Source organism: Mesorhizobium sp. M0778 (genome assembly GCF_040320105.1).
Lineage (GTDB): Bacteria > Pseudomonadota > Alphaproteobacteria > Rhizobiales > Rhizobiaceae > Mesorhizobium.
On sequence record NZ_JAMYPA010000003.1, the window covers coordinates 201,332 to 222,388 of the forward strand.

Sequence of the window (21,057 nt, forward strand, 5' to 3'; positions counted from 1 at the left end):
CTGCTAGACTCGCCCACATCATGTTGTTAACGACAGCGGATGAAGCAGAACTATCTTTATCTCATCATCGGCGCTTTGGTCGTCGCCGTCATTGCCTTGGGCATCTATGTTTATCGCGAGGAGACTAAGCCGAAAGGCGTGGAACTTCGTATCGACGATTCCGGCATTTCGGTTCAGGAAAAATAGACCAGGTATTCGTGTTGCCCGACTTTACGGTAGACGTCGGCTTGCACCGTTTCAGCCAAGCTCCAACGTCGTTATCGCAAAAACCCCGGACTGCATGAGCTGCGGCGCCCTTCCCTTGTACATCCGAGCTGTCTCGAAGCCGGGTTGAAGGCCGGCGGACGACAGCAAATCTGCAAATTGCCCGCTGGTCTCGGGCACGTCGAGATGGACGTTTCCGGGACCGGACATGTGCGCGAGTGCGGCGAAGAGACGGCTCGCTGCATCCAGGCTGTCGGCAAAGAGCGGGCCGATCTTGCAGCCGTCCCGGCATTGGCGCGCGACGCCATATCCTGCAATGGCGCCGTGCTTGACGATCGCATGGGCCATATGCGGCGGGCGCAGCCAGTGCTCCAGGAAGGATCGCCTCGGGCCGGGAAAGAAGCGGCGGTCATAGTCCAGTATGTCCGGCACGAGTTCCGGCCCTACGGCGCGAATGTCGCTGCCGGCGGCTGCCGGGGCATTCGACGACCCCATGAGCCGTATCGTCCGGTAGGCCGGCGCAAAACCCATGCTGCGGTAGTTGGCCTGTTGTTCGACGACGCCGTCGAGGCCGATCGTGCGGTTGTCGAGCCGCGCCATGCCGGCATCCCAAACGGCCTTACCATGGCCTTGGCCACGCCTGTCCGGCCGGCAGATATACAGGCCGATGAAGCCGAATTCCTCGCCATAGGCAACGGCTGAAATGCCGGCCGCCATCTCGCCGTCGACAAAGGCGCCGATGAAGCCCTGCGGGTCGGCTGCCTGGAACAGCGCGGCGTCGCTGAGGCCGGGGTTCCAGCCTTCCGCCGCCGCCCAATCGACAAGGGTTTGCACTTCTTCACGTGCGAGCGTTCGGATCGTTCGGGGCATTGCGATCACTCGGCGGCATCAGGCGCGAAGGACTTCAACGCACCATGATAGGGCTTTGCCAATGGGCTTGCATAGGCGCCGCGCTTGGATGTCGTCAGGCCAAGCGTTATCAAGGCCTCGGCCTGCTTGACTGCGGCGCCGACGCCGTCGATGACCGGAAGCCCGAATTCCCGCTGCAGCGCGGCCGCCAAGTCGGCCATGCCGGCACAGCCGAGCACGATCGCTTCGGCGCGATCCTCGTCGATGGCGCGCGCAATCTCGTTGCGCAGCTTCAGGAGCGCATCGGATGCCGGATCTTCGAGGGCAAGAACCGGGATATCGGCAGCGCGCACGCGCGCGCGCCCCGCCATGCCATAGCGCTGCACCAACCCTTCGACCGGCACGTGCGAGCGTCCGGTGGTGGTGACGACGGTGAAGCGCTGGGCGATGAACGAGGCCGTGCTGAGCGCTGCCTCGCAAATGCCGATGACCGGAATGTTGGCCATGGCGCGTGCGGCGTCGAGGCCGGTGTCGTCGAAACAGGCGATGATCGCAGCCTGCGCGCCTGAGCGCTCGCCGGCAGCGATCTCGACCAGCAGGCCGGGTACGGCAAGCGCTTCATCATAATAGCCTTCGATCGAAACCGGGCCCATCGTCGAGGTGACGGCAACGATCTTCGTCGATTGACCAGCGACCGATCGGGCCGCCGCCGCAATAGTCTCGGTCATGCTGGCGGTGGTGTTTGGATTGACCACGAGGATCTGCACTGTCAGGCACGCTCCCGGCGGCGGCCGACATAGACGATTGCGCCGAGCGTCAGCAGGATCACCAGAAAGGAAAACACGGTCGTCACTGTACCGAGCGCATAGAGCACCGGCGTCGTCACATTCGTCGTCATGCCGTAGATTTCGAGCGGCAGCGTGTTGAAGGTCCCCGAGGTCATCAGCGTGCGGGCGAACTCGTCATATGACAGAGTGAAGCCGAACAGGCCGACACCGATCAGGCTGGGCGCGATCATCGGCAGAACGACATGGGCGAAGGTCTGCCACGACGATGCTCCGAGATCCCGCGCGGCTTCCTCATAGGCCGGCGAGAACCGGTTGAAGACCGCGAACATGATCAGCACGCCGAAAGGCAAGGTCCAGGTCAGATGGGCGCCGAAAGCAGAGGTGTACCAGGCGGGGCGGAAGCCGACCTGCTGAAAGACGACGCCGATGCCGAGGCTGATAATGATCGACGGCACGACGAGGCTGGCGACGGCCAGATAGAACAAGGCAGTTGCGCCGCGAAATTTCTGCCGGAAGGCAAGGCCGGCAAGCAGCGACACGACGACCGTGACGATCATCACCATCAGGCCAAGGACGAGCGAGCGTTTGAAACTGCCGCCGAAATCGCCGACCGCCTGGCGCTCGAACAGATTGGCGAACCAGTGCAGCGAAACGCCGTTCAACGGAAACGTCAGACCGCCATTCTCGCCCTGGAAGGACAGGATAAGGATCGCCGAAAGCGGGCCGTATAGGAATAGCACGAAAAGCGCGAAGAAGGCCGCCAGCACGTAGAATTCGAAGGTGCGCTTGTCGTGGCTCATCGCCTCACAGCTCCTTGCGAATATCGACGATGCGCAGGATGCCCGCGACCATCAACAGCACCAGCACCAGCAGCACGACGGCGTTGGCGGCGGCTGCCGGATATTGCAGCAGCGACATCTGGTTTTTCATCATCAGCGCGACAGAGGCGCTCTGGCCGCCGGACATCACCTGCACCGTCGAAAAGTCGGCCATCACCAGGGTGACGACGAAGATGGTGCCGATCGCCATGCCGGGCTTGGCAAGCGGGATGACGACGTTCCACAGAACCTGCCAGCCGGAAGCGCCGGCGTCGCGCGCGGCCTCGACCAACGACTTGTCGATGCGCATCAGCGTGTTGAAGATCGGCGTCACCATGAACAGCGTATAGAGATGCACCATGGCCAGCACCACGGCGAATTCGGAATAGAGCAACCATTCGATCGGCTTCGGGATCAGCCCCATCTGCACCAGCGTCGAGTTGACCAGGCCATTGCGGCCAAGCACTGGAATCCACGAGATCATGCGGATGATGTTGGAGGTCAGGAACGGCACGGTGCAGACGAGGAACAGCACCATCTGCATGGCTGTGGTTCTGATGTGGAAGGCGAGGAAATAGGCGACCCAGAAACCGATGAACAGCGTCAGCGCCCAAACGATGGCGGCGTATTTCAGCGTGTTCAGATAGGTTTTCCAGGTGACCCAGGAGCCGAGCGTGTCGGCATAGTTGGTGGTCAGGAAATCCGGATACATCGCCGCGAAATCGTAGTCCCAGAATGAGACCACGGCGATCATCAGGATCGGCAACAGGAGGAACGCGCCGAGGATCAGCGCCAGCGGTGCCGCCTGGAGATAGGGTGCGACGCCGGCAAAGGAGCGCCTAGGTCTGGCCGGCTTCGCAGACGTAACGTGCGTGGATTGTTCGAGCGCTACTGCCATCTATCTCTCGGTCCAAGTCGGCGATGCGACTGAGGGGTGTTCCCTTCTCCCCCTGTGGGAGAAGGTGGCCGAGCGAAGCTCGGTCGGATGAGGGGTGTTCCAGCGTGGCACCAACAGTGCTCCGTCCAGCACCCCTCAACCGTCTTGGCGCTGCGCGCCAATCCACCTTCTCCCACAAGGGGAGAAGGCAGAGGGCATCAAGCAGCGATGAACTCGTTCCAGCGCTTTACCATATAGCGGTCCTCGTCCATGACCGAGTTCCAGCAGGCGACCTTGCCCATGCGCTCTTCGAACGAGCCGCCGTCACGCACGGCGCCTGCCTTTTCCATGACCTTGCCGTCCGGCGACAGGATATCGCCCTTTGCTGGCTTACCTTCGATCCAGTAGCCCCATTCGTCCTCGGACATGAACTTCTTGGCCGACACCATGTTGGCCGAGTAGTAGCCCTGGCGATTGAGGTAGCCGCCCACCCAACCGGACGTGTACCAGTTGATGTATTCATAGGCGGCATCGAGTTCGGCGCCGGAGAGATGGGCTGCCAGGCCAAGCCCGCCACCCCAGGACCGGTAGCCTTCCTTGAGCGGCTGGAACCGGCACGCGATGCCCTTGGAGCGGACCGCGGCCACGGCCGGCGACCACATCGACTGGATCACCACTTCGCCTGAAGCCATCAGGTTGACGCTTTCGTCGAAGGACTTCCAGAAGGCACGGAACTGGCCGTCCTGCTTGGCCTTAATGAGGAAATCGATGGTCTTGTCGATCTCCTCCTTGGTCATGTTGCCCTTGTCGGCATATTTGATATTGCCAGTGGCTTCCATGATCATCGCCGCATCCATGATGCCGATCGACGGGATGTTGAGGATGGCTGTCTTGCCCTTGAAGGCCGGATCCATGATGTCGGCCCAGGTGGTGATGTCACGGCCGACGAGGTCGGGGCGGATGCCGAGCGTATCGGCATTGTAGATCGTCGGCACCATGGTGAACCAATTGGTCGGCGCCTTGGCGAATACCTTGCTGTCCTGCGCCTCGACGTAACCGACCGTGTGCGGCGCGGTGCCCTGGGCGATGACGCTGTCCGGCGTCAGCTTGCCGGTTTTGAACAGCGGCACGAGCTCGTCGTAGTATTTCAGCTTGGTGACATCCATCGGCTGCAGGACGCCTGTCGGAAACACCTTCTTGCAGATCCAGTATTCGATATCGGCGATGTCGTAGCTGTCGGGCTGCGTTACCGCGCGCTGGGCGGCGGCATCGGAATCGGTTGCCGTCATCTCCAGCGTGATGCCGAGATCCGCCTTGCACTTGTCGGCGATGGCATTGAGGTTGGACACGCCGGTGCCGAACTGGCGCAACGTGATGTTCGATTGCGCCCAGATGGTCGGAAAGCCTGATATAGCGCCGGAACCGGCGGCAAAACCGACGGCGGCGGCGCCTGTCTTGAGCAGCGAGCGACGCGATATTCCAGTCTTCTTGTCTGTGGTGTTGGTCATGTTCAGTTCCCCTGTTTTGGTTGGTTATGCTGGATTTCAGGAATCGAGACGGCCAAGGACGATCGCGTCCTCGGCGTCCCAGGCGATCGGCACTGCGTCGCCGACGGCAACCGGGCTGGCGAAGAAGCTGGTGTCGTCGACGATCACCGTGAAATCCTCGATGCCCGCGCCATTGACCGAGAGCTTCACGGTCGAACCGCGGTACTCGACGTTTGAAACGATGCCAGTGAAGCCGAGCCCCGCCGCGGGCGGCTCGCCGATCCGCACGTGGTCGGTGCGAATGGCGATGTCGATGGGCTCCCCGGTCTCCCTGCCCTGCCCACTGGCGGCGAGCGTGACGCCGCCGGGCACATCGAAAACGACCATGCCGTCGCGACTACCGGTGACGCGGCCGGAGAGGACATCGTGGTCGCCCATGAAACGAGCGACGAAGGCCGTAGCCGGCCGCTCGAACACCGTGCGAGGGTGCGCCGCCTGCTCGATACGGCCATCGTTCATGACCACTATCAGGTCGGCCAGCGCCATCGCCTCTTCCTGGCTGTGGGTGACGTGGACGAAAGTGATGCCGAGCGACGTCTGCAGCTTCTTCAGTTCGGCCCGCATGCGGATCTTCAGGAACGGATCGAGCGCCGAAAGCGGTTCGTCGAGCAACAGCGCCTCGGGATCGGTGATCAGCGCGCGGGCGAGAGCAACACGCTGCTGTTGGCCGCCGGACAGCTGCGCCGGACGGCGGCTGGCATAAGCCTCCATCTGCATCAGCTTCAGCATGTCGAGTGCCTTGGCGCGGCGCTCCTCCTTGCCGACGCCTTTCATCTTCAGGCTGAACGCGACATTGTCGATCAGGTCGAGATGCGGAAACAGCGCGTAGGATTGGAACATCATGGCAGTGCCGCGCCTGGCCGGCGGCAGGTCGGTGACCACTGTGTTGCCGAGCCGCACATCGCCGCTCGATATGCTCTCGTGCCCGGCGATCATGCGCAGCGTCGAGGTCTTGCCACAGCCGGACGGACCGAGCAGGCAGCAATAGGTTCCCGCAGGGATTTTCAGGCTGATGCCTTCGACGGCAGTCGTCGCGCCATAGACTTTCGAAACGGACACAATGTCGATTTCGGCGGCTTTGGACATCCAGCTTCCCCTTTGGTCGGATTAGCCAAAGCATCATGTGTGCCAGTTGCGCGCCGGTGCACCAACCGACTGAATCCTCGAAGAAATCAGGGCTGCATCTACATGGCTGCCGATACGGCATCCTTGTGCAATGCACAAATTATAGGCGATCGCCGCCGATCCTCGCAAAAATCGTATGCAATCTTTTCCATCCCTGTATTCACTTTGTCTCTCGTCCAAGCGATGCGATTCAGGGTAGAAGAACGCAGGACCATCGCCATGAACATTGCCGACCAGACTTTCCCTGCCATCGAGGCCGCCAACGAGGATCGCGCGCAGGCGATTCGCGACCAGTTGCGCGACGCCATCGTCGATCGCCGGCTGGCGCCGGGAACCAAGCTTTCCGAAGGCGAAGTCGGCACGCTGTTCGATGTCAGCCGCACCGTGGCGCGCGCCGCACTGCAGATGCTCTCCTTCGAGGGATTGGTGCGCACCGAACGCAATCGCGGCGCCTTCGTCGCCAATCCGTCGCCGGAGGAAGCGCGGCAGGTCTTTGCTTCGCGCCGACTGATCGAGCCCGGAATCGCAATCGCCGCGGCTGGGCGGATGACGCCGGCGCATGTCGCCGCGTTCAAAGCCCAGCTCGATGAAGAGGGCCGCTTCATTGCCGAACGCGGACCGAACGCAAGGCGATCGGAGATCAAGGCGTCGGGAGATTTTCACCTGCTTCTGGCGTCGGTCGCCGGAAACGTCATCCTGCAGCGCTTCATGGAGGAGCTGGTCGCTCGTTCATCTCTGGTGATCGCACTCTATGGCCGCTCGGGTATCTCGAGCTGCGGCCACAACGAACACACGCAGATCCTCGAGGCGCTGGAAAATGGCAATGCCGAACGCGCCAGCGCGCTGATGCTGCACCACATCGACCATATCGAGGCCGACCTCGATTTGCGTGTCAGGAGCGGCCCGGCACTCAGGCAGGCGCTCGAGTTCTGAGATCGCGTCAACGCACGATCCTCACGCACATCGGCGTGCCAATGCCGATGGATCGGCCGGTGTCGGTCAGCCGGCCGGTTGCGGCATCACGGGCGAAAATCGAGATGCGGTCGGCATTCTGGTTGGCCGAGAACAGATGGCCGCCCGAGGGCGTCAGTGCCAGATTGCGCGGCGTGGCACCGCCGCAAGGCGTATAGTCGACAAGGGCAAGCCTGCCGGTTTGCTGGTCGATCGAAAACACGGCGATGCTGTCATGGCCGCGATTGGAGCCGTAGAGAAAGCGGCCGTCGGGCGAGATCTGGATGTCGGCACAGTGATTGCCGTCGCGTGCCTCGGCCGGCACGGCCGGCTTGCTGTCGACCACTGTAAGCTTGCCTGATGCTTCGTCCAGCGCCAGCGAGACGACCGTCGAATCCAGTTCGTTCATGACGAACACGAAGCGGCCGCCGGGATGCAGCGCGAGATGGCGCGGACCTGCGCCCGGCGCAAGCGCCGACTCGGCCAGTTTGGTCAGGCTGCAGTCTGAGCCGATGCGGTAGGACACCAGCCGGTCGATGCCGAGGTCGGCGACGATCGCAACACCGCCGGCAACCGTCTCGGTTACGCTATGGGCATGCGGCCGCTCCTGGCGTGCGAGGTCTGGTCCGGTCCCGCTATGGGCGACGCTCGACAATGGCGCGGTCAGGCCGCCATCATCGCGCAGCCCGAAGACCACGACCGAGCGATCGGGGCCACCCTCGCCCATGCCGTAATTGGCGACCAATAGCTTCGTCCGGTCGCGCGTGATGGTGTTGTGCGCCGTTATGCTGCCCAGCGTCGGCTGCTTATTGATGTAGGACAGCGTGGCGGCCTGCCTGTCGAAACGGTAGGCCGAGACCGCGCCTTCGCGCCAGGTGAACACTTCGGAATTGGCGTAGATGTAGGAGCCATCCGGCGTCACCGACAGGAAGGTCGGATTGTCGATGCCTCCCGTCTCGGCCAGTTTCTTCGTCTCCAGCGCCCCCTCGTCGAAACTATAGACGCCCAGCCCGACGCCGCGCGCGCCCTGAAAATATGGGGCGTCGCGGTTGAGGCTGCCGACGAAAACCAGACAGGCATTCTGCATCATTTCCTCCTGTTCCGCCGGCGTTGGCCGCCGCGGATCGCAGCAAAATTTCGCTGAGACTCGCTTGCAACACAACCCCATATGTGAAAATACTATTCACAAAAGAAGATTGACGGGAGGATCGATGATGCATTTCGCTGGTCTGCGGCGCGCCCTGATGGACGATTCCCGCTCCCAGAGGAAGTCGTCATGAGCGGCTTCGCGCCGACCGTTGGCGTGGCATCGACACACCCCGCCAACATGCCGAAGGAACACGCCGACCTTGCCGTCTGGAACGCGGAGAACTGGTTCTACGAAGACTGGCCGGTCGGCCAGAAAATCCGTTCGCTGCGCCGGACCATTGCCGAGGGCGACAGCCATCTCTTCAATACGCTGGTGCTCGACATCCATCCATACGTGCAGGACCAGATGTTCGCTGAAACGGAAGGCATCTTCGGTAAGCGGCTGGTCGCCGGCGCCTTCGTGTTCTCGGCCGGGCTCGGGCTCGTCGCCACCAATTGCATCAACGCCTTTTCGTATGGCTACGACAAATTGCGCTTCATCAAGCCGGTGTTCATCGGCGACACGATTTATTCGATCCGCTCCAACCTCGACAAGAAGCCGAAATACAAGGAAATGGGGCTGATCCGCGCCAGCTATGAAGTCTTCAAGGGCGAAGGCGAGCTCGTGCTTTATTGCGAGCACCTGCAGACGGTGAAGTACCGCAATCCGGCCGATTTCGCCGGCAAGACGGAGAGATAGGCAATGGCTGCCATTGCCGAACTGCCGCTGACCGGGCTCATCGTCGTCGATATGAGCCAGTTCCTGTCCGGGCCTTACTGTTCACTCAGACTGCTCGACCTCGGCGCCCGCGTCATCAAGATAGAACGGCCGGATGGCGGCGACCTGTCGCGCCGGCTTTATCTCAGCGATACCGAGATCGGTGGCGATTCCACCATTTTTCATGCCATCAACCGCGCCAAGGAAAGCCTTGCCATCGACTTGAAGGACGAGGCCGATCTTGCGGCGCTGCGCGGCCTGCTGGCCAAGGCCGACGTGCTGATCCAGAATTTCAGGCCCGGCGTCATCGAACGCCTGGGCTTCGATTACGAGGCGGTGCGCAAGATTAATCCGCGCCTGGTCTATGCCTCGATCAGCGGCTATGGCGAGGAAGGCCCCTGGGTCAAGCGGCCCGGTCAGGATCTGCTGGCGCAGGCCCGCTCCGGCGTGATGTGGCTGAACGGCGACGAGGACCAGGGGCCGGTGCCCTTCGGGCTGGCCATCGCCGACATGCTGGCCGGCTCCGCCGCCGCGCAAGGCATCCTTGCCGCACTGGTGCGGCGCGGCGTGACCGGCAAGGGCAGCCATGTCGAGACCAGCCTGCTCGAAGCACTGGTCGACTTCCAGTTCGAGGTGCTGACGACGCATCTCAATGACGGACGCCGGCTGCCGCGGCGGTCATCTTTCCGCAGCGCCCATGCCTATCTGTCGGCGCCCTACGGCGTCTATCCGGCCAAGGACGGTTATCTGGCGATCGCCATGACGCCGATATCGAAGCTGGCCGATCTTCTGGGCCTCGAAGAGCTTGCGCCCTACCGCGATCAGCCGTCGACCTGGTTCACCGCCCGCGACGAGATCAAGGCGATCATCGCGCAAAAAATCGCGACGAAGACGGTCGACGAATGGCTTGCCATTCTCGAACCTGCCGACATCTGGTGCGCCAAGGTTTTGACCTGGCCGGAAATGATGGCCAGCGAAGGCTTCAAGGTTCTCGACATGCTGCAGACGGTGACGCGCGAGGATGACGTTTCGATCCTCACCACGCGCTCGCCGCTCAGGGTCGACGGCATCCGCGCCAAGGTCGAGCGGGCCGCGCCACGCATCGGCGAGCACAGCGCAAAGATCCGCGAGGAGTTCGGGCTGTGAGCGACGTGACGCTCAAAGGCATGACCTGGAGCCATCCGCGCGGCTATGACCCGATGGTCGCCTGTTCAGCGCTGTGGACGGAACGCACCGGCGTCGCCATCGAATGGGACAAGCGCTCGCTGCAGGATTTCGAATCCTTCCCGGTCGAAGAACTGGCCCGTGCCTACGACCTGATCGTCATCGACCATCCGCATGTCGGCCAGATCACCGCCGAGAATTGTTTGACGCCGCTCGATGCGGCCGGCCGGGAAGCCGAACGTGCAGCACTTGCGGCGGGCAGTGTCGGCCGGTCCTTTCCGAGCTACAACTGGCAAGGCCGGCAGTGGGCGTTTCCGATCGACGCGGCAAGCCAGGTGGAGGCCTGGCGGCCGGACATGCTTTCGGCTGCACCGGCGAACTGGGCCTATGCCCTCGATCTGGCCCGGCAAGGCCACGTGCTGTTGCCGCTCAGGCCGCCGCATTCGCTGATGGTGTTCTACACGCTTGCCGGCACTCTCGGCCGGCCCGCCGGTGAAGGCCCTGGCGACCATGTGGACCCGGCAACCGGCAAGCAGGTTTTCGAGATGATGCGCGAGATCGCGGCCCTCGTCGATCCGGCCTGCCTTGGCATGGATCCGATAGCGGTTCTGGAGCAAATGGCCGGATCCGGCTCGCGGATCGCCTGTGCACCGCTGATCTATGGCTATGTCTCCTATGCCATCGCCGGGTTTCGACCCAACCGCCTGGCTTTCACGGATATCCCGGCGGCGGGCAATGCCGGCCCCAAAGGCTCGGCGCTCGGCGGGACTGGCATTGCCGTGTCAGCTTTTTCGAAGGCCAGGCAGGAGGCCATCGACTTCGCCTACTGGATCGCCAGCGGTGACGTGCAGCGCGGCCCTTACGCCTCGGGCGGCGGCCAGCCCGGCCATGCGGCAGCCTGGGAGGATGCCGCCGTTAACGCTGCCACCGGCAATTTCTACAAGGACACCCGAGCCACACTCGAAGGTGCCTGTGTCAGGCCGCGGCACGACGGCTACATGGCCTTCCAGCAGGCGGCGTCAGATCGCGTCAATCTTGGCCTGAGCGAAAGGCACAATGCCGCTCGCGTCGTTGCCGATCTCAATCGCCTGTTTCGGGAGAGCCTTTCGACGCAGGTGTCCGGCGTTGCCGGCGGAGGAGCCTGAAAACAACCGAACGGAGGAGAACATGAACAGCCTGATCCGCGGCCTTATGGCCGCAACCGCACTTGCATCGCTCACGACCATAGCCTGCGCTCAAGACGTTTCGGGCGTGATTGCTGGATTGCCGACCGAACTGAAGGCGCAATATGACGGCGCGCCGCAGAAGATGCTGCCGTCGGCCTGGGACAATTTCACGCCGCCGCCAAAGCCGTGGAAATGGTGCCACTCCGAGTCCTACCAGGGCAATCCGTGGCGCGTCACCGTCACTAAGGAGTTGAAGCGGCTGGTCGACGGGCTGATCGCCGACGGCACGGTGGCGAGTTTCGAAGTGTCGGATTCCAACAACGACGCCAGTCAGCAGATCAACCAGATCCGCGCCTTCATCGATAAGAAATGCTCGATCATCACCTCGATCCCCGGCTCGGCGACGGCGTTGGACGATGCCATCGATGCCGCAGCCAAAGCCGGCATCCCGTTCATCACGGCGGCTGGGTCGGTGACCAGCCCGAATGCCATCAATGTCGATTCCAACTATGCCCGCTGGGGCTACGACATGATGACCGCGATCGGCAAGGCGATGCCGGACGGCGGCAGCGTGCTTCTGGTCGAAGGCATCGCCGGCCATCCGATCGTCGTGCAGGAGCGCCAGGGCGGCGACAAGGCGCTGGCCGAAAATTCAAAGCTCAAGGTCTCGCGCAGCGTCAACGGCAACTGGACGGCCAATGTCACCAAGACGGCGGTGCTGCAGGCGATCGCCACCAATCCGGCGCCGATCGATGCGGTGTGGACGACCGGCAGCGAAAGCCGAGTCGTCGCCGAGGCCTTTGCCGAAGCCGGCCGCCCTGCCCCGCTGATCACCGGCTCGATCACCGGCGATGCGCTCGGCTACTGGAAGGCCAATCCCGACAAATACCGCTTCGAAGGCCATGCGGTTCTGCCGCACTGGACGGCCGAGACGCTGTTTCGTGTCGGCGTGCGCATGCTCGATGGGCAGAAGCCGAAGCTCAACACGCTGCTGATCCCGATTCCGCCGGTGCACAATGCCGACCTCGGGGCCTGGTACAAGGACTGCATGACGCCGGACGCCGTCTCGATCTTCCCGGTCCCGCCGAAGGATCCGATGCCGGAGGAATGGCTCGATGCCTACTTCGCCAATCCGGCACCGACCAAGGGCTGGGATTATTCGAAGGTGCCGGACGCCTGCGCCAAGTAGCATTTATGAAGGCCGGCTCCGCACGGGCGGTGCCGGTCTTCTCCATCAGGATTGCTCATGCTGGAAGTCCAGGCCATCTCGAAGCGCTACGGCGAAACGATTGCGCTGGCCAATGCCTCCATCGCGTTCCGCGCCGGCACGATCCACACCATCCTGGGCGAGAACGGCTCGGGCAAGAGTACCCTGGTCAAGCTGCTGTCCGGGATCGTCCAGCCGGACAGCGGCGCGATCCTGCTCGACGGAGCGCCCTTTGCCGGCCTCTCGCCGGCGGCGTTCCAGGGCGCCGGGTTGGCCACCGTATTTCAGGAAGTGCTGATCGCGCCTGACCGTTCGGTGACGGACAACATCCTGCTCGGCCTCGACGGCTTGCTGACGCGCACGGTGCCGCGCGCCGAGCGGCGGCAGCGCGCCCAAGCGGTGCTGAAACAATTCGCAGTGACCGAGATCCCGCTCGACCAGTTGGCCGGCCAATTGCCGCTTGCCGTTCAGCAATTGGTAGTGCTCGCCCGCGCCGTGGTCCGCAACCCGCGCATTCTCATCCTCGACGAGGTGACGGCGGCGCTAGACTTTGCCGATCGCGAGGCGGTTTTCGCCATGATGCGCAAGCTTGCTTCGGAAGGCTGCCTGATCCTGTTCATCACGCATCGCATGGACGAGGTGAGGGCGCTGTCCGATCGGATTTCCGTGCTGCGCGGCGGCAGCGTGGTGACGACCGAGGAACGCGGCACGTCCACCGCATCCGAACTTCTCAGGGCGATGGCGCCTCGTACGGCGGCGGAGCTGGCGCATGGCTGATCGCGCCGGCCTTTCGGTGCGCGGCCTGGTGATCGCGCCCGGCGTAAGCCCCACGACGCAAACCATTGCGCCAGGCGAGATCGTCGGCCTTGCCGGTCTCGACGGCCATGGACAGGAGCGGTTCCTGAAAGTGCTGGCCGGTCTGGAACGCCCGGCTGGCGGCGAGGTGACCGTCGAGGCGCCAACCGGGGCGCGCGCGATCACCAATTTCCGCAAAGCGGTCGCCTGCGGCATCGCCTATTTGCCGCGCGACCGGCGCACCACCGGCATCTTTCCGACCCAATCGGTACTCGACAATTTTGCCGTTTCGACGTTGTCGCGCGACATGCGGTACGGCCTGCTCAGCTTCGCCGGGCGACGGCAGCGCTATGAGAGCTACCGGGACAAGTTGTCCATCGTCGCGCCGCGACCGGACGCGCCGATCACCACGCTGTCGGGCGGCAATCAGCAGAAAGTGCTGCTGGCCCGTGCACTGGCGCTGGAACCGGCGATCCTGCTCCTCAACGATCCGACGCGCGGCGTCGACGTGGCGACACGGCATGTCCTTTATGACGTGTTCCGTGGGCTCGCGGCGGACGGCATGGCTCTGGTCATCCTGTCGAGCGAGATCGAAGAGATTCTGCTGCTTTGCCATCGCGTGCTGGTGTTCCGCGAACAGCAGGTCGCGGCTGAAATCACCGGCGACGAGATGAAAAGCACTACGGTGATCGCGGCCATGTTCGGGCGCGCGGCATGAGCGGGTTTCAGCGCATGGCGGCGCGATGGCGCGGCGCTGGCTTCGCGACGGTGCTGCTGGTCATCCTGATCGCGGTCAATCTGCTGCTCAATCCGGCGCGCTTCCATCCCGCCGCCTGGGGCGCGCTGATCGGGCTCGCCGCACCGCTGATCGGCGCAGCGCTCGCCTCGGCTCCAGTGATCCTCGCCGGGCGCGGCGGCATCGACATTTCCGTCGGGCCGCTGATGGGCTTGGTCAATGCGATGGTGATCCAGGTGCTGTTTCTCAGGCTTGGGATGTCTTCGCCGCTGGTCATCGTGCCGGCGGCGCTTCTGATCGGCGCGGTCGTCGGCGCCGCCAACGGCTTCCTGGCGACCATCGTCCGCATCCAGCCGATCGTCGCAACGCTAGGCACCTATCTGATCCTCACCGGCATGACGCTGACCATCCTGCCGGCGCCGATCGGGCCGGCGCCGGGCTGGCTGAAGGCGATGGCCGGACCCTGGTCGGCACTGCCGCTGTCGCTGATCTTCCTGTTCTGGTGGCTGGTGCGGCAGACGCCTTATTACGACCAGCTGATGGCGGTGGGCAGCGACGACCGCGCCGCCTACACGGCCGGCGTTCCAGTCTCGAAAGTGCGTTTCATCGCCTATGTCATGACCGGCATACTTGCCGCCTGTGCCGGCCTGATGCTGACCGCCTTGATCGGTTCGGCCGACCCCAATATCGGGCCAACCTACACGCTGATCGCGATTGCCGCGGTGGCGCTCGGCGGCGTCAGCCTTGCCGGCGGGCGCGGCGGGCTCGCCGGGGCCGCGATCGGCGCTATCGACATCTTCCTGCTGCAGAGCGTGCTGACCGCCTTCAACGTCTCCACCTATGTGCTGCAGATCGCCTATGGCGCGATCCTTGTCGTGGCCGTCATCATGACGGCAGTGCAGGAGCGGCTCTCGGGGCGGAAAGGCTGAGAAGCATGAGCCGGAACTGGTTCCAATCCACCAATGCCCGCGTCGCCGGTGCTTTTGCTGTCGCTGTCGCCTTGCATCTTCTTGGCACCTTGCTCATTCCGGGCTACTCCCAGCCGTTCGCCATCCGGGCGCTGCTGGTGATTGCCTCGCTGCTGGCGGTGGCATCGATCGGCCAGACCCTCGTCGTCATTCTCGGCGGCATCGATCTGTCGATCCCCTTCATCATCGGCTTTGCCAATGTCGTTGCCGCACAGCTCTACGGCGGCGGCTGGAATTTTGCTCTTGTCTGCGCGGTCGTCGGCGCGCTCGCCTTGCTGATCGGGGCGCTGAACGGCCTGATCTCGCGTGGGCTCGATATCCACCCGCTGATCGTCACGCTCGGCGTCGGCATGATCGTGCAAGGTGCCGTCCTGTTGTGGACCGGCGGCTTTCCATCCGGATCGGCGCCTGCAGCGGTTTCCGCCTTCGTTTCGATCGGCGGTTCGGTCGGACCGCTGCCGGTACCGGGGCTGGTGCCATGCGTCGCGGTGCTGACCTTGCTGGTGGCGCTGGTGCTGGCGCGCACGCCATACGGCCGCCGTCTCTACGCCCTCGGCAGCAATCCAGGTGCTGCGCCGCTGGCGCTGATCGATCCAGTCCGGATGTGGACGGTCACCTATGCCGCGAGCGCCTTCTTCGCCGCCGCGGCCGGCGTGCTGCTGCTCGGCTTCACCGGCTCAGCCTATGGTGATGTCGGCCAGCCCTATCTGTTCCAGACGATTGCGGCAGTGGTGGTCGGCGGCGCCGCCCTTGTCGGCGGCCGCGGCAGCTATTTCGGCACCATTGCCGGCGTGCTGGTGCTGACGGAGATCAACACGCTGCTGATCGGCCTCGGCTTCCGACCCTCGACCGTGCAGGCGGCACTTGGCCTGGTCATCGTGCTCCTGGTTTCGCTCTACGGCCGCGAGCGGTACGTGTCGGCGACCATCTGAGGCGCTTACAAACGCCACAGCCGCTTGGCGTTGCCGGAGAGCAGCTTTTGCCGTTCATCGGTGCTGGTGCCGGCAAGCAGCGCGTGCGTTGCCGCCACCCAGGTCGCAAGCCCGCCGCCAAGCGTGCAGACCGGCCAGTCGCTGCCCCAGACGACGCGGTCCCAGCCGAAGCATTCGATGGTGTGCTCGACGTAGGAACGCAGCGTTTCGACAGTCCAGGATCCGGCATCCGCATACGCGACCACACCAGAAATTTTGCCGACGACGTTCGGGCGCCGCGCGATCTCCGCCATATGCTCGCGCCAGGGGTGCTCGGCACCGCCCTTGATGTCGGGCACGCCGCAATGGTCGAGCACGAACTGCACATCCGGCGCGAGATCGGCGAGTGCGATCGCCTTGGGGATCTGGTGCGGCAGAACGACAAGATCGAAGGTCAGGCCGCTGCCGGCTAGCCGCTTGATGTTTTCACGAAACAGCGCGCCCTCCGACAGCTCATCGGGCATGACGTGCAGCACACGGCGAAAGCCCTTGACGAAAGGATCTGCGCGCTGCGTTTCCAAATAAGCAGCAAAGCCGGGCTCCTCCGGACGGCAGGAGGCAATCGCTCCCCTCAGCAAACTGCCCTTTTGCCGCGAGAGCGCTTTGACATGGCCGGTTTCGGCCTCGATATCGGCTGGATCGACATCGACCTCCATATGGAACGCGCCGTCGATGCCAGCGCGACGGGCCTGGACTGCATATTCGTCGTAGGGGAAATCGCGGTTGAGCGCCGGCACGCCGGCCAGCCATGGATAGCGCAGGGCGGACTGGTCGATCAGGTGCAGATGGGTGTCGAAGATCATGGCGGCGCGCTCCTCCTTGGCGACTTCGAGATCATCTCACGGAGAAATTCTTCATTCAAATAAGAATTCATCGCGATTGCTTGACAGTCGATCCCGCCAGTTGCGACAGCTTTTCGGTCGCTGCCAGCAGCAGCTCTATCGTCCTGGTGATGTCGGGCGCCTTGGGTGCGTTGACCAGGGTTATGTAGGGGATCGACAGTGCGGCGATTGCCTTGCCGTCCGAGCCGAGAACGGGCGTCGACAGGTTGAACACGCCGGCCGTCTGCATCGACGCCATCATCTCGTAGCCGCGTTCCCGGATCTGATCGAGGCGAGCGAAAAACTCTGGCGATTGCGGTGGCTTGTCGGTGCTGCGCAGATGTTCGGAAATCATCATCTGCCGCTCTTCCGGCGGGCGGAACGCCAGCAGCACATGGCCGGACCCGGTGTCGAACAGGCTGATATGCGAGCCGACGCGGATGGAGATGCCCCAGTAATCCGGCGCTTCCTGCTGGGCAATAACCACCGCGGAGCCGCGATCGAAGACGACGAGCTGGTTTGCCTGCTGTGTGGTTTCGGCCAGTTCGCGCATCAGCGGCGTCGCATAGGAAACCAGCCGGCGCACCGGCGCGTGCAGCTGCGCCAGGCCAAACAGCTTGAGCGTCAGCGAATAACGGTCGCCATCCGGCCGCGTGACGTAGCCGCGACGCACCAGCCGATCCAGCATGCGGTAGAACTCATTCGGGCTGCGGTCGAGTTTCTTGGCGATTTCCGCCTGCGTCAGGCCGCCGTCGACGCCGGCCAGCAGCTCGAGGATGTCGAGCCCCTTGTCCAGCGCCGGGGCTCGATACCGGTCGTCTTCCTCGTCCTCTGCCATTGCGCCTCTCCAGTGAATTTCACTTTTCATATACGCAACAGCCTTGCTTCCGAAAGAACTTTCGGCTTGACGATCCTATAAATGTTTTGTTTGTATATGAATGAAGCTGCCGATCGACCTCGCTACGCGATCGATGCAGGCTCTTTGGGAGGATACCAATGACGAAACTGTTTTGCGGCCTGTCGGCCGGCGTAACGCTACTCGCGTTTGGTGCTAGTGCTGCCCTTGCTGCCGAACTGCCCGGCAAATTCGACGGCGTCACCATCGACGCCAAGCTGATCGGCGGCCAGCAATATGAAGGGCTCTACGCGCGGATCGGCGAATGGGAAAAACTGACCGGCGCCAAGGTCAACGTGATCTCGAAGAAGAACCACTTCGAGCTCGACAAGGAGATCAAGTCGGACATCGCCTCCGGCAGCATCAACTGGTGCGTCGGCTCGAACCACTCGTCCTTCGCGCCGCAATATCCTGATATCTACACCGACCTGAACAAGCTGCTGCCGAAGGAGGAGATCGACGCCTTCGTGCCGTCGACGATCAAGGCCTCGACGCTCGACGGCAAGCTGGTAATGCTGCCGCGCGCGCAATTCGATGTCTCGGCGCTCTATTACCAGAAGAGCCTCTATCAGGATGAAGCCAAGAAGGCCGCCTACAAGGCCAAGTACGGCAAGGAACTGACACCGCCCGACACCTGGGACGAGGTCGCCCAGCAGGCGGAATTCTTCGCCAGCCCGCCCGATTTCTATGGCACCCAGTTCGCCGGCAAGGAAGAGGCGATCAACGGCCGTTTTTACGAGATGCTCATCGCCGACGGCGGCGAGTACCTCGACAAGGACGGCAGGCCCGCTTTCAACTCGGAGGCCGGCGTGCACGCGCTCGACTGGTTCGTCAATCTCTACAAGGCCAAGGCGGTGCCGGCCGGCACCACCAACTATCTGTGGGACGATCTCGGCCAGGGTTTTGCCTCGGGCACGGTCGCCATCAACCTCGATTGGCCTGGCTGGGCAGGCTTCTTCAACGATCCGAAGTCGTCGAAGGTCGCCGGCAATGTCGGCGTGAAGGTGGCGCCGAAGGGATCGGCCGGCATTCGCACCGGCTGGTCGGGGCACCACGGGTTTTCGGTCACCGAAAACTGCGCCAGCAAGGAAGCGGCCGCTTCGCTGGTCTGGTTCCTGACCAATGAGGACAGCCAGAAGCTCGAGGCGGCAAGCGGACCTCTGCCGACCCGCACGGCGGTGTGGGACTGGGACATCCAGCAGGCGGCAAACGATCCTTACAAGAAGGAAGTGCTGGCGGCTTTCCAGGAAGAGGCAAAGCACGCTTTCGCCGTGCCGCAGACACCTGAATGGATCGAAATCTCCAACGCCGTCTATCCCGAATTGCAGGCCGCCATCCTTGGCGACAAGACCTCCAAGCAGGCGCTGGACGACGCTGCCGCCAAGGCCACCCAGATCCTCGAGGACGCCGGCAAGCTTTGACCATTCTCCCAAGGGGGCGCCGCGCTCATTGAAGAGCGGCGCCCCCGAACTTTTTTCGAACCATGCGCAACCCGCTTTGTCTTGATCCCAGCTCGCCGATGGCGGGCTTCGGTGTCCGGGCACCAACCAGAACCGGATCGCCATGAAAGGCTGGAGACCCTCGCCACCATTGCTGCTCCTGCTGCCGGCGGTGATCGTGCTGGCGGCCGTGGTGGTGGTGCCGTTGCTGCTGTCGCTCTACTCCAGCTTCACGCCGTTCCGGCTGACCAGGCCTGAGACGTTCTGGGTCTTCATCGGCGCCCGCAACTACGTCACCATCCTGACCAGCCGCGATTTCTGGATCGCCTTTGCCCGTACTGTGGTGCTGCTGACGGTGGCGCTCAACCTGGAAATGCTGATCGGTCTCGGGCTGGCCCTGCTGGTGGAAAAAGCCTCGCGCGGCCAGCGGGTCCTGCGCACCATCATGATGTTTCCGATGATGTTTTCGCCGATCCTCGTCGGCTTCCAGTTCAAATTCATGTTCAACGACAATATCGGCCTGGTGAACAACGCCCTGCAGGCGCTCGGCCTGACCGATCGCGCCATCCCGTGGCTGATCGACGGCAATCTCGCCTTCATCGCCATCCTGACCGCCGAGATCTGGTCGTCGACTTCGGTGTTCGCGATCCTCATCCTAGCCGGGCTGCTGGCGATGCCGCGCGAACCGGTCGAGGCGGCCCGCGTCGACGGCTGCACGCCATGGCAGACATTCCGCTATGTCACCTGGCCGTTCATCATGCCGTTTGCCTTCATCGCCATGACCATCCGCTCGCTCGACGTCGCGCGCGCCTACGACATCGTCAAGATCATGACCGACGGCGGCCCTGCCGGCCGCACCGAGCTGGTCTGGACGCTGGTCGCCCGCACCGCCTATGGCGATGCCAAAATGGGCATGGCCAATGCCATGGCCTATTTCTCGATCCTGCTGTCGATCCTGTTCACCGTCTATTTCTACCGCAAGCTCGCCGCGGCGCGCACGCAGATCGCGGCGGAGTGGTGAGGATGGACCAGAACAGCCTGCATCGCGCCGGCAACAAAGCGCTTCGGATCGTCCATGGCATCGGGCTGTTCCTGGCCATGCTGGTCATCTGCCTGCCCGGCATCTGGATCGTGCTGTCGTCGCTGCGGCCGACTGTCGAGATCATGGCCAAGCCGCCGGTGTGGATTCCGCAGCAACTCTCGCTCGATGCCTACGTCGCCATGTTCAGCGGCGTCGGCAAGGGCGGCATTCCGGTGCTCGACTATTTCCGCAATTCGCTGATCATCTCGGTGACCTCGACGCTGATCGCCATCGCCATCGGCATGGCGGGCGGCTATGCCTTTGCGCGCTATCGCTTCCAAGCCAAGTCGGCGATGTTTCTCGGCCTGATGCTGACGCGCACGGTGCCCGGCATCGCACTGTCCCTGCCGCTGTTCTTCGTCTTTGCGCGGCTCGGCATCGTCGACACGCATTTCGGGCTGATCCTGGTCTATGTCGCGCTCAATGTGCCCTTCACCATCTGGCTGATCGACGGCTTTTTCCGCCAGGTACCGAAAGACCTTGCCGAGGCGGCGCAGATCGACGGCTGCACGCGCTGGCAGGCCTTCTGGCAGGTCGAGTTTCCGCTCGCCGGGCCCGGCATCGCCTCGGCCGGAATCTTTGCCTTCCTCACCTCGTGGAACGAGTTCGCGCTGGCCTCGCAGCTGACACGCTCGATTAACTCCAAGACCCTGCCGGTTGGCCTGCTCGACTATACGGCCGAATTCACCATCGACTGGCGCGGCATGTGCGCGCTCGCCGTGGTCATGGTCATACCGGCGCTCACGCTTACCTTCATCGTCCAGAAACACCTCGTCGGCGGCCTCACTTCCGGCGCGGTGAAAGGCTGA

22 protein-coding genes are annotated in these 21,057 nt (G+C 63.3%); 13 read left to right on the forward strand and 9 right to left on the reverse strand.

Features of this window, described 5'->3' with window-relative positions:
* The first annotated feature begins 39 nt into the window (after nt 1–39).
* The gene (locus tag NKI22_RS06540; protein ID WP_023716676.1) at nt 40–186 is read left to right on the forward strand and encodes a hypothetical protein; all 147 of its coding nucleotides are present in this window, start codon (nt 40–42) and stop codon (nt 184–186) included.
* 51 nt (nt 187–237) lie between these two features.
* Here the strand turns inward: NKI22_RS06540 and NKI22_RS06545 are convergent, their stop codons facing one another.
* The 6 genes from NKI22_RS06545 to NKI22_RS06570 form a co-directional block, all read right to left on the reverse strand.
* On the reverse strand, nt 238–1,074 hold the full coding sequence (locus tag NKI22_RS06545) for a GNAT family N-acetyltransferase (protein WP_023716675.1): 837 nt from the start codon (nt 1,072–1,074) through the stop codon (nt 238–240).
* A 5-nt stretch (nt 1,075–1,079) separates the two neighbouring features.
* Complete coding sequence (locus NKI22_RS06550; RefSeq protein ID WP_023716674.1) at nt 1,080–1,820, reverse strand: aspartate/glutamate racemase family protein; 741 nt, start codon at nt 1,818–1,820, stop codon at nt 1,080–1,082.
* 2 nt (nt 1,821–1,822) lie between these two features.
* Entirely contained in the window at nt 1,823–2,641 is an 819-nt protein-coding gene (locus tag NKI22_RS06555; protein ID WP_023716673.1) for an ABC transporter permease, read from the reverse strand.
* 4 nt (nt 2,642–2,645) lie between these two features.
* Nucleotides 2,646–3,557, reverse strand: coding sequence for an ABC transporter permease (locus NKI22_RS06560; protein ID WP_023716672.1), 912 nt, complete (start codon nt 3,555–3,557; stop codon nt 2,646–2,648).
* 197 nt (nt 3,558–3,754) lie between these two features.
* The gene (locus NKI22_RS06565) at nt 3,755–5,044 is read right to left on the reverse strand and encodes an ABC transporter substrate-binding protein (protein ID WP_023716671.1); all 1,290 of its coding nucleotides are present in this window, start codon (nt 5,042–5,044) and stop codon (nt 3,755–3,757) included.
* Nucleotides 5,045–5,080: 36 nt separating this feature from the next.
* Entirely contained in the window at nt 5,081–6,169 is a 1,089-nt protein-coding gene (locus tag NKI22_RS06570; RefSeq protein ID WP_023716670.1) for an ABC transporter ATP-binding protein, read from the reverse strand.
* A gap of 258 nt (nt 6,170–6,427) precedes the next feature.
* On the opposite strand from NKI22_RS06570, the gene NKI22_RS06575 reads away from it, so the two are divergent.
* Complete coding sequence (locus tag NKI22_RS06575; RefSeq protein ID WP_023676076.1) at nt 6,428–7,141, forward strand: GntR family transcriptional regulator; 714 nt, start codon at nt 6,428–6,430, stop codon at nt 7,139–7,141.
* A 7-nt stretch (nt 7,142–7,148) separates the two neighbouring features.
* On the opposite strand, the gene NKI22_RS06580 is transcribed toward NKI22_RS06575, so the two are convergent.
* Nucleotides 7,149–8,246, reverse strand: coding sequence for a lactonase family protein (locus NKI22_RS06580; protein WP_023716669.1), 1,098 nt, complete (start codon nt 8,244–8,246; stop codon nt 7,149–7,151).
* Between the two features lie 189 nt (nt 8,247–8,435).
* Here NKI22_RS06580 and NKI22_RS06585 point away from each other — a divergent pair, with 189 nt between their 5' ends.
* Genes NKI22_RS06585 through NKI22_RS06620 form a run of 8 tightly spaced genes read left to right on the forward strand, consistent with a single transcriptional unit; the run spans nt 8,436 to nt 15,973 of the window.
* Entirely contained in the window at nt 8,436–8,987 is a 552-nt protein-coding gene (locus tag NKI22_RS06585; protein WP_023716668.1) for a MaoC family dehydratase, read from the forward strand.
* 3 nt (nt 8,988–8,990) lie between these two features.
* Nucleotides 8,991–10,151: a CaiB/BaiF CoA transferase family protein gene (locus NKI22_RS06590; RefSeq protein ID WP_023716667.1), complete on the forward strand. Its 1,161-nt coding sequence runs from the start codon at nt 8,991–8,993 to the stop codon at nt 10,149–10,151.
* A 20-nt stretch (nt 10,152–10,171) separates the two neighbouring features.
* Nucleotides 10,172–11,314, forward strand: coding sequence for an ABC transporter substrate-binding protein (locus NKI22_RS06595; protein ID WP_198030453.1), 1,143 nt, complete (start codon nt 10,172–10,174; stop codon nt 11,312–11,314).
* 22 nt (nt 11,315–11,336) lie between these two features.
* A complete protein-coding gene (locus NKI22_RS06600) occupies nt 11,337–12,524 on the forward strand; it encodes an ABC transporter substrate-binding protein (protein WP_023716665.1) in 1,188 nt (395 codons plus the stop codon).
* Nucleotides 12,525–12,581: 57 nt separating this feature from the next.
* On the forward strand, nt 12,582–13,319 hold the full coding sequence (locus NKI22_RS06605; protein WP_023716664.1) for an ATP-binding cassette domain-containing protein: 738 nt from the start codon (nt 12,582–12,584) through the stop codon (nt 13,317–13,319).
* Nucleotides 13,312–14,055, forward strand: a complete 744-nt coding sequence (locus NKI22_RS06610; protein ID WP_352715838.1) for an ATP-binding cassette domain-containing protein — start codon at nt 13,312–13,314, stop codon at nt 14,053–14,055. Before NKI22_RS06605 ends, NKI22_RS06610 begins: the two co-directional genes overlap by 8 nt.
* Nucleotides 14,052–15,002 carry an ABC transporter permease gene (locus tag NKI22_RS06615; protein WP_352715841.1) on the forward strand — a complete coding sequence of 317 codons (951 nt, stop codon included), beginning with the start codon at nt 14,052–14,054 and terminating at the stop codon, nt 15,000–15,002. Before NKI22_RS06610 ends, NKI22_RS06615 begins: the two co-directional genes overlap by 4 nt.
* A 5-nt stretch (nt 15,003–15,007) precedes the next feature.
* Nucleotides 15,008–15,973, forward strand: a complete 966-nt coding sequence (locus tag NKI22_RS06620; RefSeq protein ID WP_352715844.1) for an ABC transporter permease — start codon at nt 15,008–15,010, stop codon at nt 15,971–15,973.
* Nucleotides 15,974–15,978: 5 nt separating this feature from the next.
* Here the strand turns inward: NKI22_RS06620 and NKI22_RS06625 are convergent, their stop codons facing one another.
* Nucleotides 15,979–16,815 carry an amidohydrolase family protein gene (locus NKI22_RS06625; protein WP_352715846.1) on the reverse strand — a complete coding sequence of 279 codons (837 nt, stop codon included), beginning with the start codon at nt 16,813–16,815 and terminating at the stop codon, nt 15,979–15,981.
* Between the two features lie 67 nt (nt 16,816–16,882).
* A complete protein-coding gene (locus NKI22_RS06630; protein WP_352502210.1) occupies nt 16,883–17,671 on the reverse strand; it encodes an IclR family transcriptional regulator in 789 nt (262 codons plus the stop codon).
* A 158-nt stretch (nt 17,672–17,829) separates the two neighbouring features.
* Here NKI22_RS06630 and NKI22_RS06635 point away from each other — a divergent pair, with 158 nt between their 5' ends.
* From NKI22_RS06635 to NKI22_RS06645, 3 genes are all read left to right on the forward strand, one after another.
* On the forward strand, nt 17,830–19,149 hold the full coding sequence (locus tag NKI22_RS06635) for a type 2 periplasmic-binding domain-containing protein (protein ID WP_352715849.1): 1,320 nt from the start codon (nt 17,830–17,832) through the stop codon (nt 19,147–19,149).
* A 142-nt stretch (nt 19,150–19,291) separates the two neighbouring features.
* The gene (locus NKI22_RS06640) at nt 19,292–20,188 is read left to right on the forward strand and encodes a carbohydrate ABC transporter permease (protein ID WP_352715852.1); all 897 of its coding nucleotides are present in this window, start codon (nt 19,292–19,294) and stop codon (nt 20,186–20,188) included.
* 2 nt (nt 20,189–20,190) lie between these two features.
* Complete coding sequence (locus tag NKI22_RS06645) at nt 20,191–21,057, forward strand: carbohydrate ABC transporter permease (protein ID WP_352715854.1); 867 nt, start codon at nt 20,191–20,193, stop codon at nt 21,055–21,057.

Bases quoted from the DNA above. Each gene is read 5' to 3' on its own strand.
- NKI22_RS06605 (WP_023716664.1), top strand. From the start codon at position 12,582: ATGCTGGAAGTCCAGGCCATCTCGAAGCGCTACGGCGAAACGATTGCG.
- NKI22_RS06645 (WP_352715854.1), top strand. From the start codon at position 20,191: ATGGACCAGAACAGCCTGCATCGCGCCGGCAACAAAGCGCTTCGGATC.
- NKI22_RS06595 (WP_198030453.1), top strand. From the start codon at position 10,172: ATGACCTGGAGCCATCCGCGCGGCTATGACCCGATGGTCGCCTGTTCA.
- NKI22_RS06560 (WP_023716672.1), bottom strand. From the start codon at position 3,557: ATGGCAGTAGCGCTCGAACAATCCACGCACGTTACGTCTGCGAAGCCG.
- NKI22_RS06590 (WP_023716667.1), top strand. From the start codon at position 8,991: ATGGCTGCCATTGCCGAACTGCCGCTGACCGGGCTCATCGTCGTCGAT.
- NKI22_RS06625 (WP_352715846.1), bottom strand. From the start codon at position 16,815: ATGATCTTCGACACCCATCTGCACCTGATCGACCAGTCCGCCCTGCGC.
- NKI22_RS06640 (WP_352715852.1), top strand. From the start codon at position 19,292: ATGAAAGGCTGGAGACCCTCGCCACCATTGCTGCTCCTGCTGCCGGCG.
- NKI22_RS06575 (WP_023676076.1), top strand. From the start codon at position 6,428: ATGAACATTGCCGACCAGACTTTCCCTGCCATCGAGGCCGCCAACGAG.
- NKI22_RS06545 (WP_023716675.1), bottom strand. From the start codon at position 1,074: ATGCCCCGAACGATCCGAACGCTCGCACGTGAAGAAGTGCAAACCCTT.
- NKI22_RS06610 (WP_352715838.1), top strand. From the start codon at position 13,312: ATGGCTGATCGCGCCGGCCTTTCGGTGCGCGGCCTGGTGATCGCGCCC.
- NKI22_RS06635 (WP_352715849.1), top strand. From the start codon at position 17,830: ATGACGAAACTGTTTTGCGGCCTGTCGGCCGGCGTAACGCTACTCGCG.
- NKI22_RS06565 (WP_023716671.1), bottom strand. From the start codon at position 5,044: ATGACCAACACCACAGACAAGAAGACTGGAATATCGCGTCGCTCGCTG.
- NKI22_RS06580 (WP_023716669.1), bottom strand. From the start codon at position 8,246: ATGCAGAATGCCTGTCTGGTTTTCGTCGGCAGCCTCAACCGCGACGCC.
- NKI22_RS06540 (WP_023716676.1), top strand. From the start codon at position 40: ATGAAGCAGAACTATCTTTATCTCATCATCGGCGCTTTGGTCGTCGCC.
- NKI22_RS06620 (WP_352715844.1), top strand. From the start codon at position 15,008: ATGAGCCGGAACTGGTTCCAATCCACCAATGCCCGCGTCGCCGGTGCT.
- NKI22_RS06600 (WP_023716665.1), top strand. From the start codon at position 11,337: ATGAACAGCCTGATCCGCGGCCTTATGGCCGCAACCGCACTTGCATCG.
- NKI22_RS06615 (WP_352715841.1), top strand. From the start codon at position 14,052: ATGAGCGGGTTTCAGCGCATGGCGGCGCGATGGCGCGGCGCTGGCTTC.
- NKI22_RS06555 (WP_023716673.1), bottom strand. From the start codon at position 2,641: ATGAGCCACGACAAGCGCACCTTCGAATTCTACGTGCTGGCGGCCTTC.
- NKI22_RS06585 (WP_023716668.1), top strand. From the start codon at position 8,436: ATGAGCGGCTTCGCGCCGACCGTTGGCGTGGCATCGACACACCCCGCC.
- NKI22_RS06570 (WP_023716670.1), bottom strand. From the start codon at position 6,169: ATGTCCAAAGCCGCCGAAATCGACATTGTGTCCGTTTCGAAAGTCTAT.
- NKI22_RS06630 (WP_352502210.1), bottom strand. From the start codon at position 17,671: ATGGCAGAGGACGAGGAAGACGACCGGTATCGAGCCCCGGCGCTGGAC.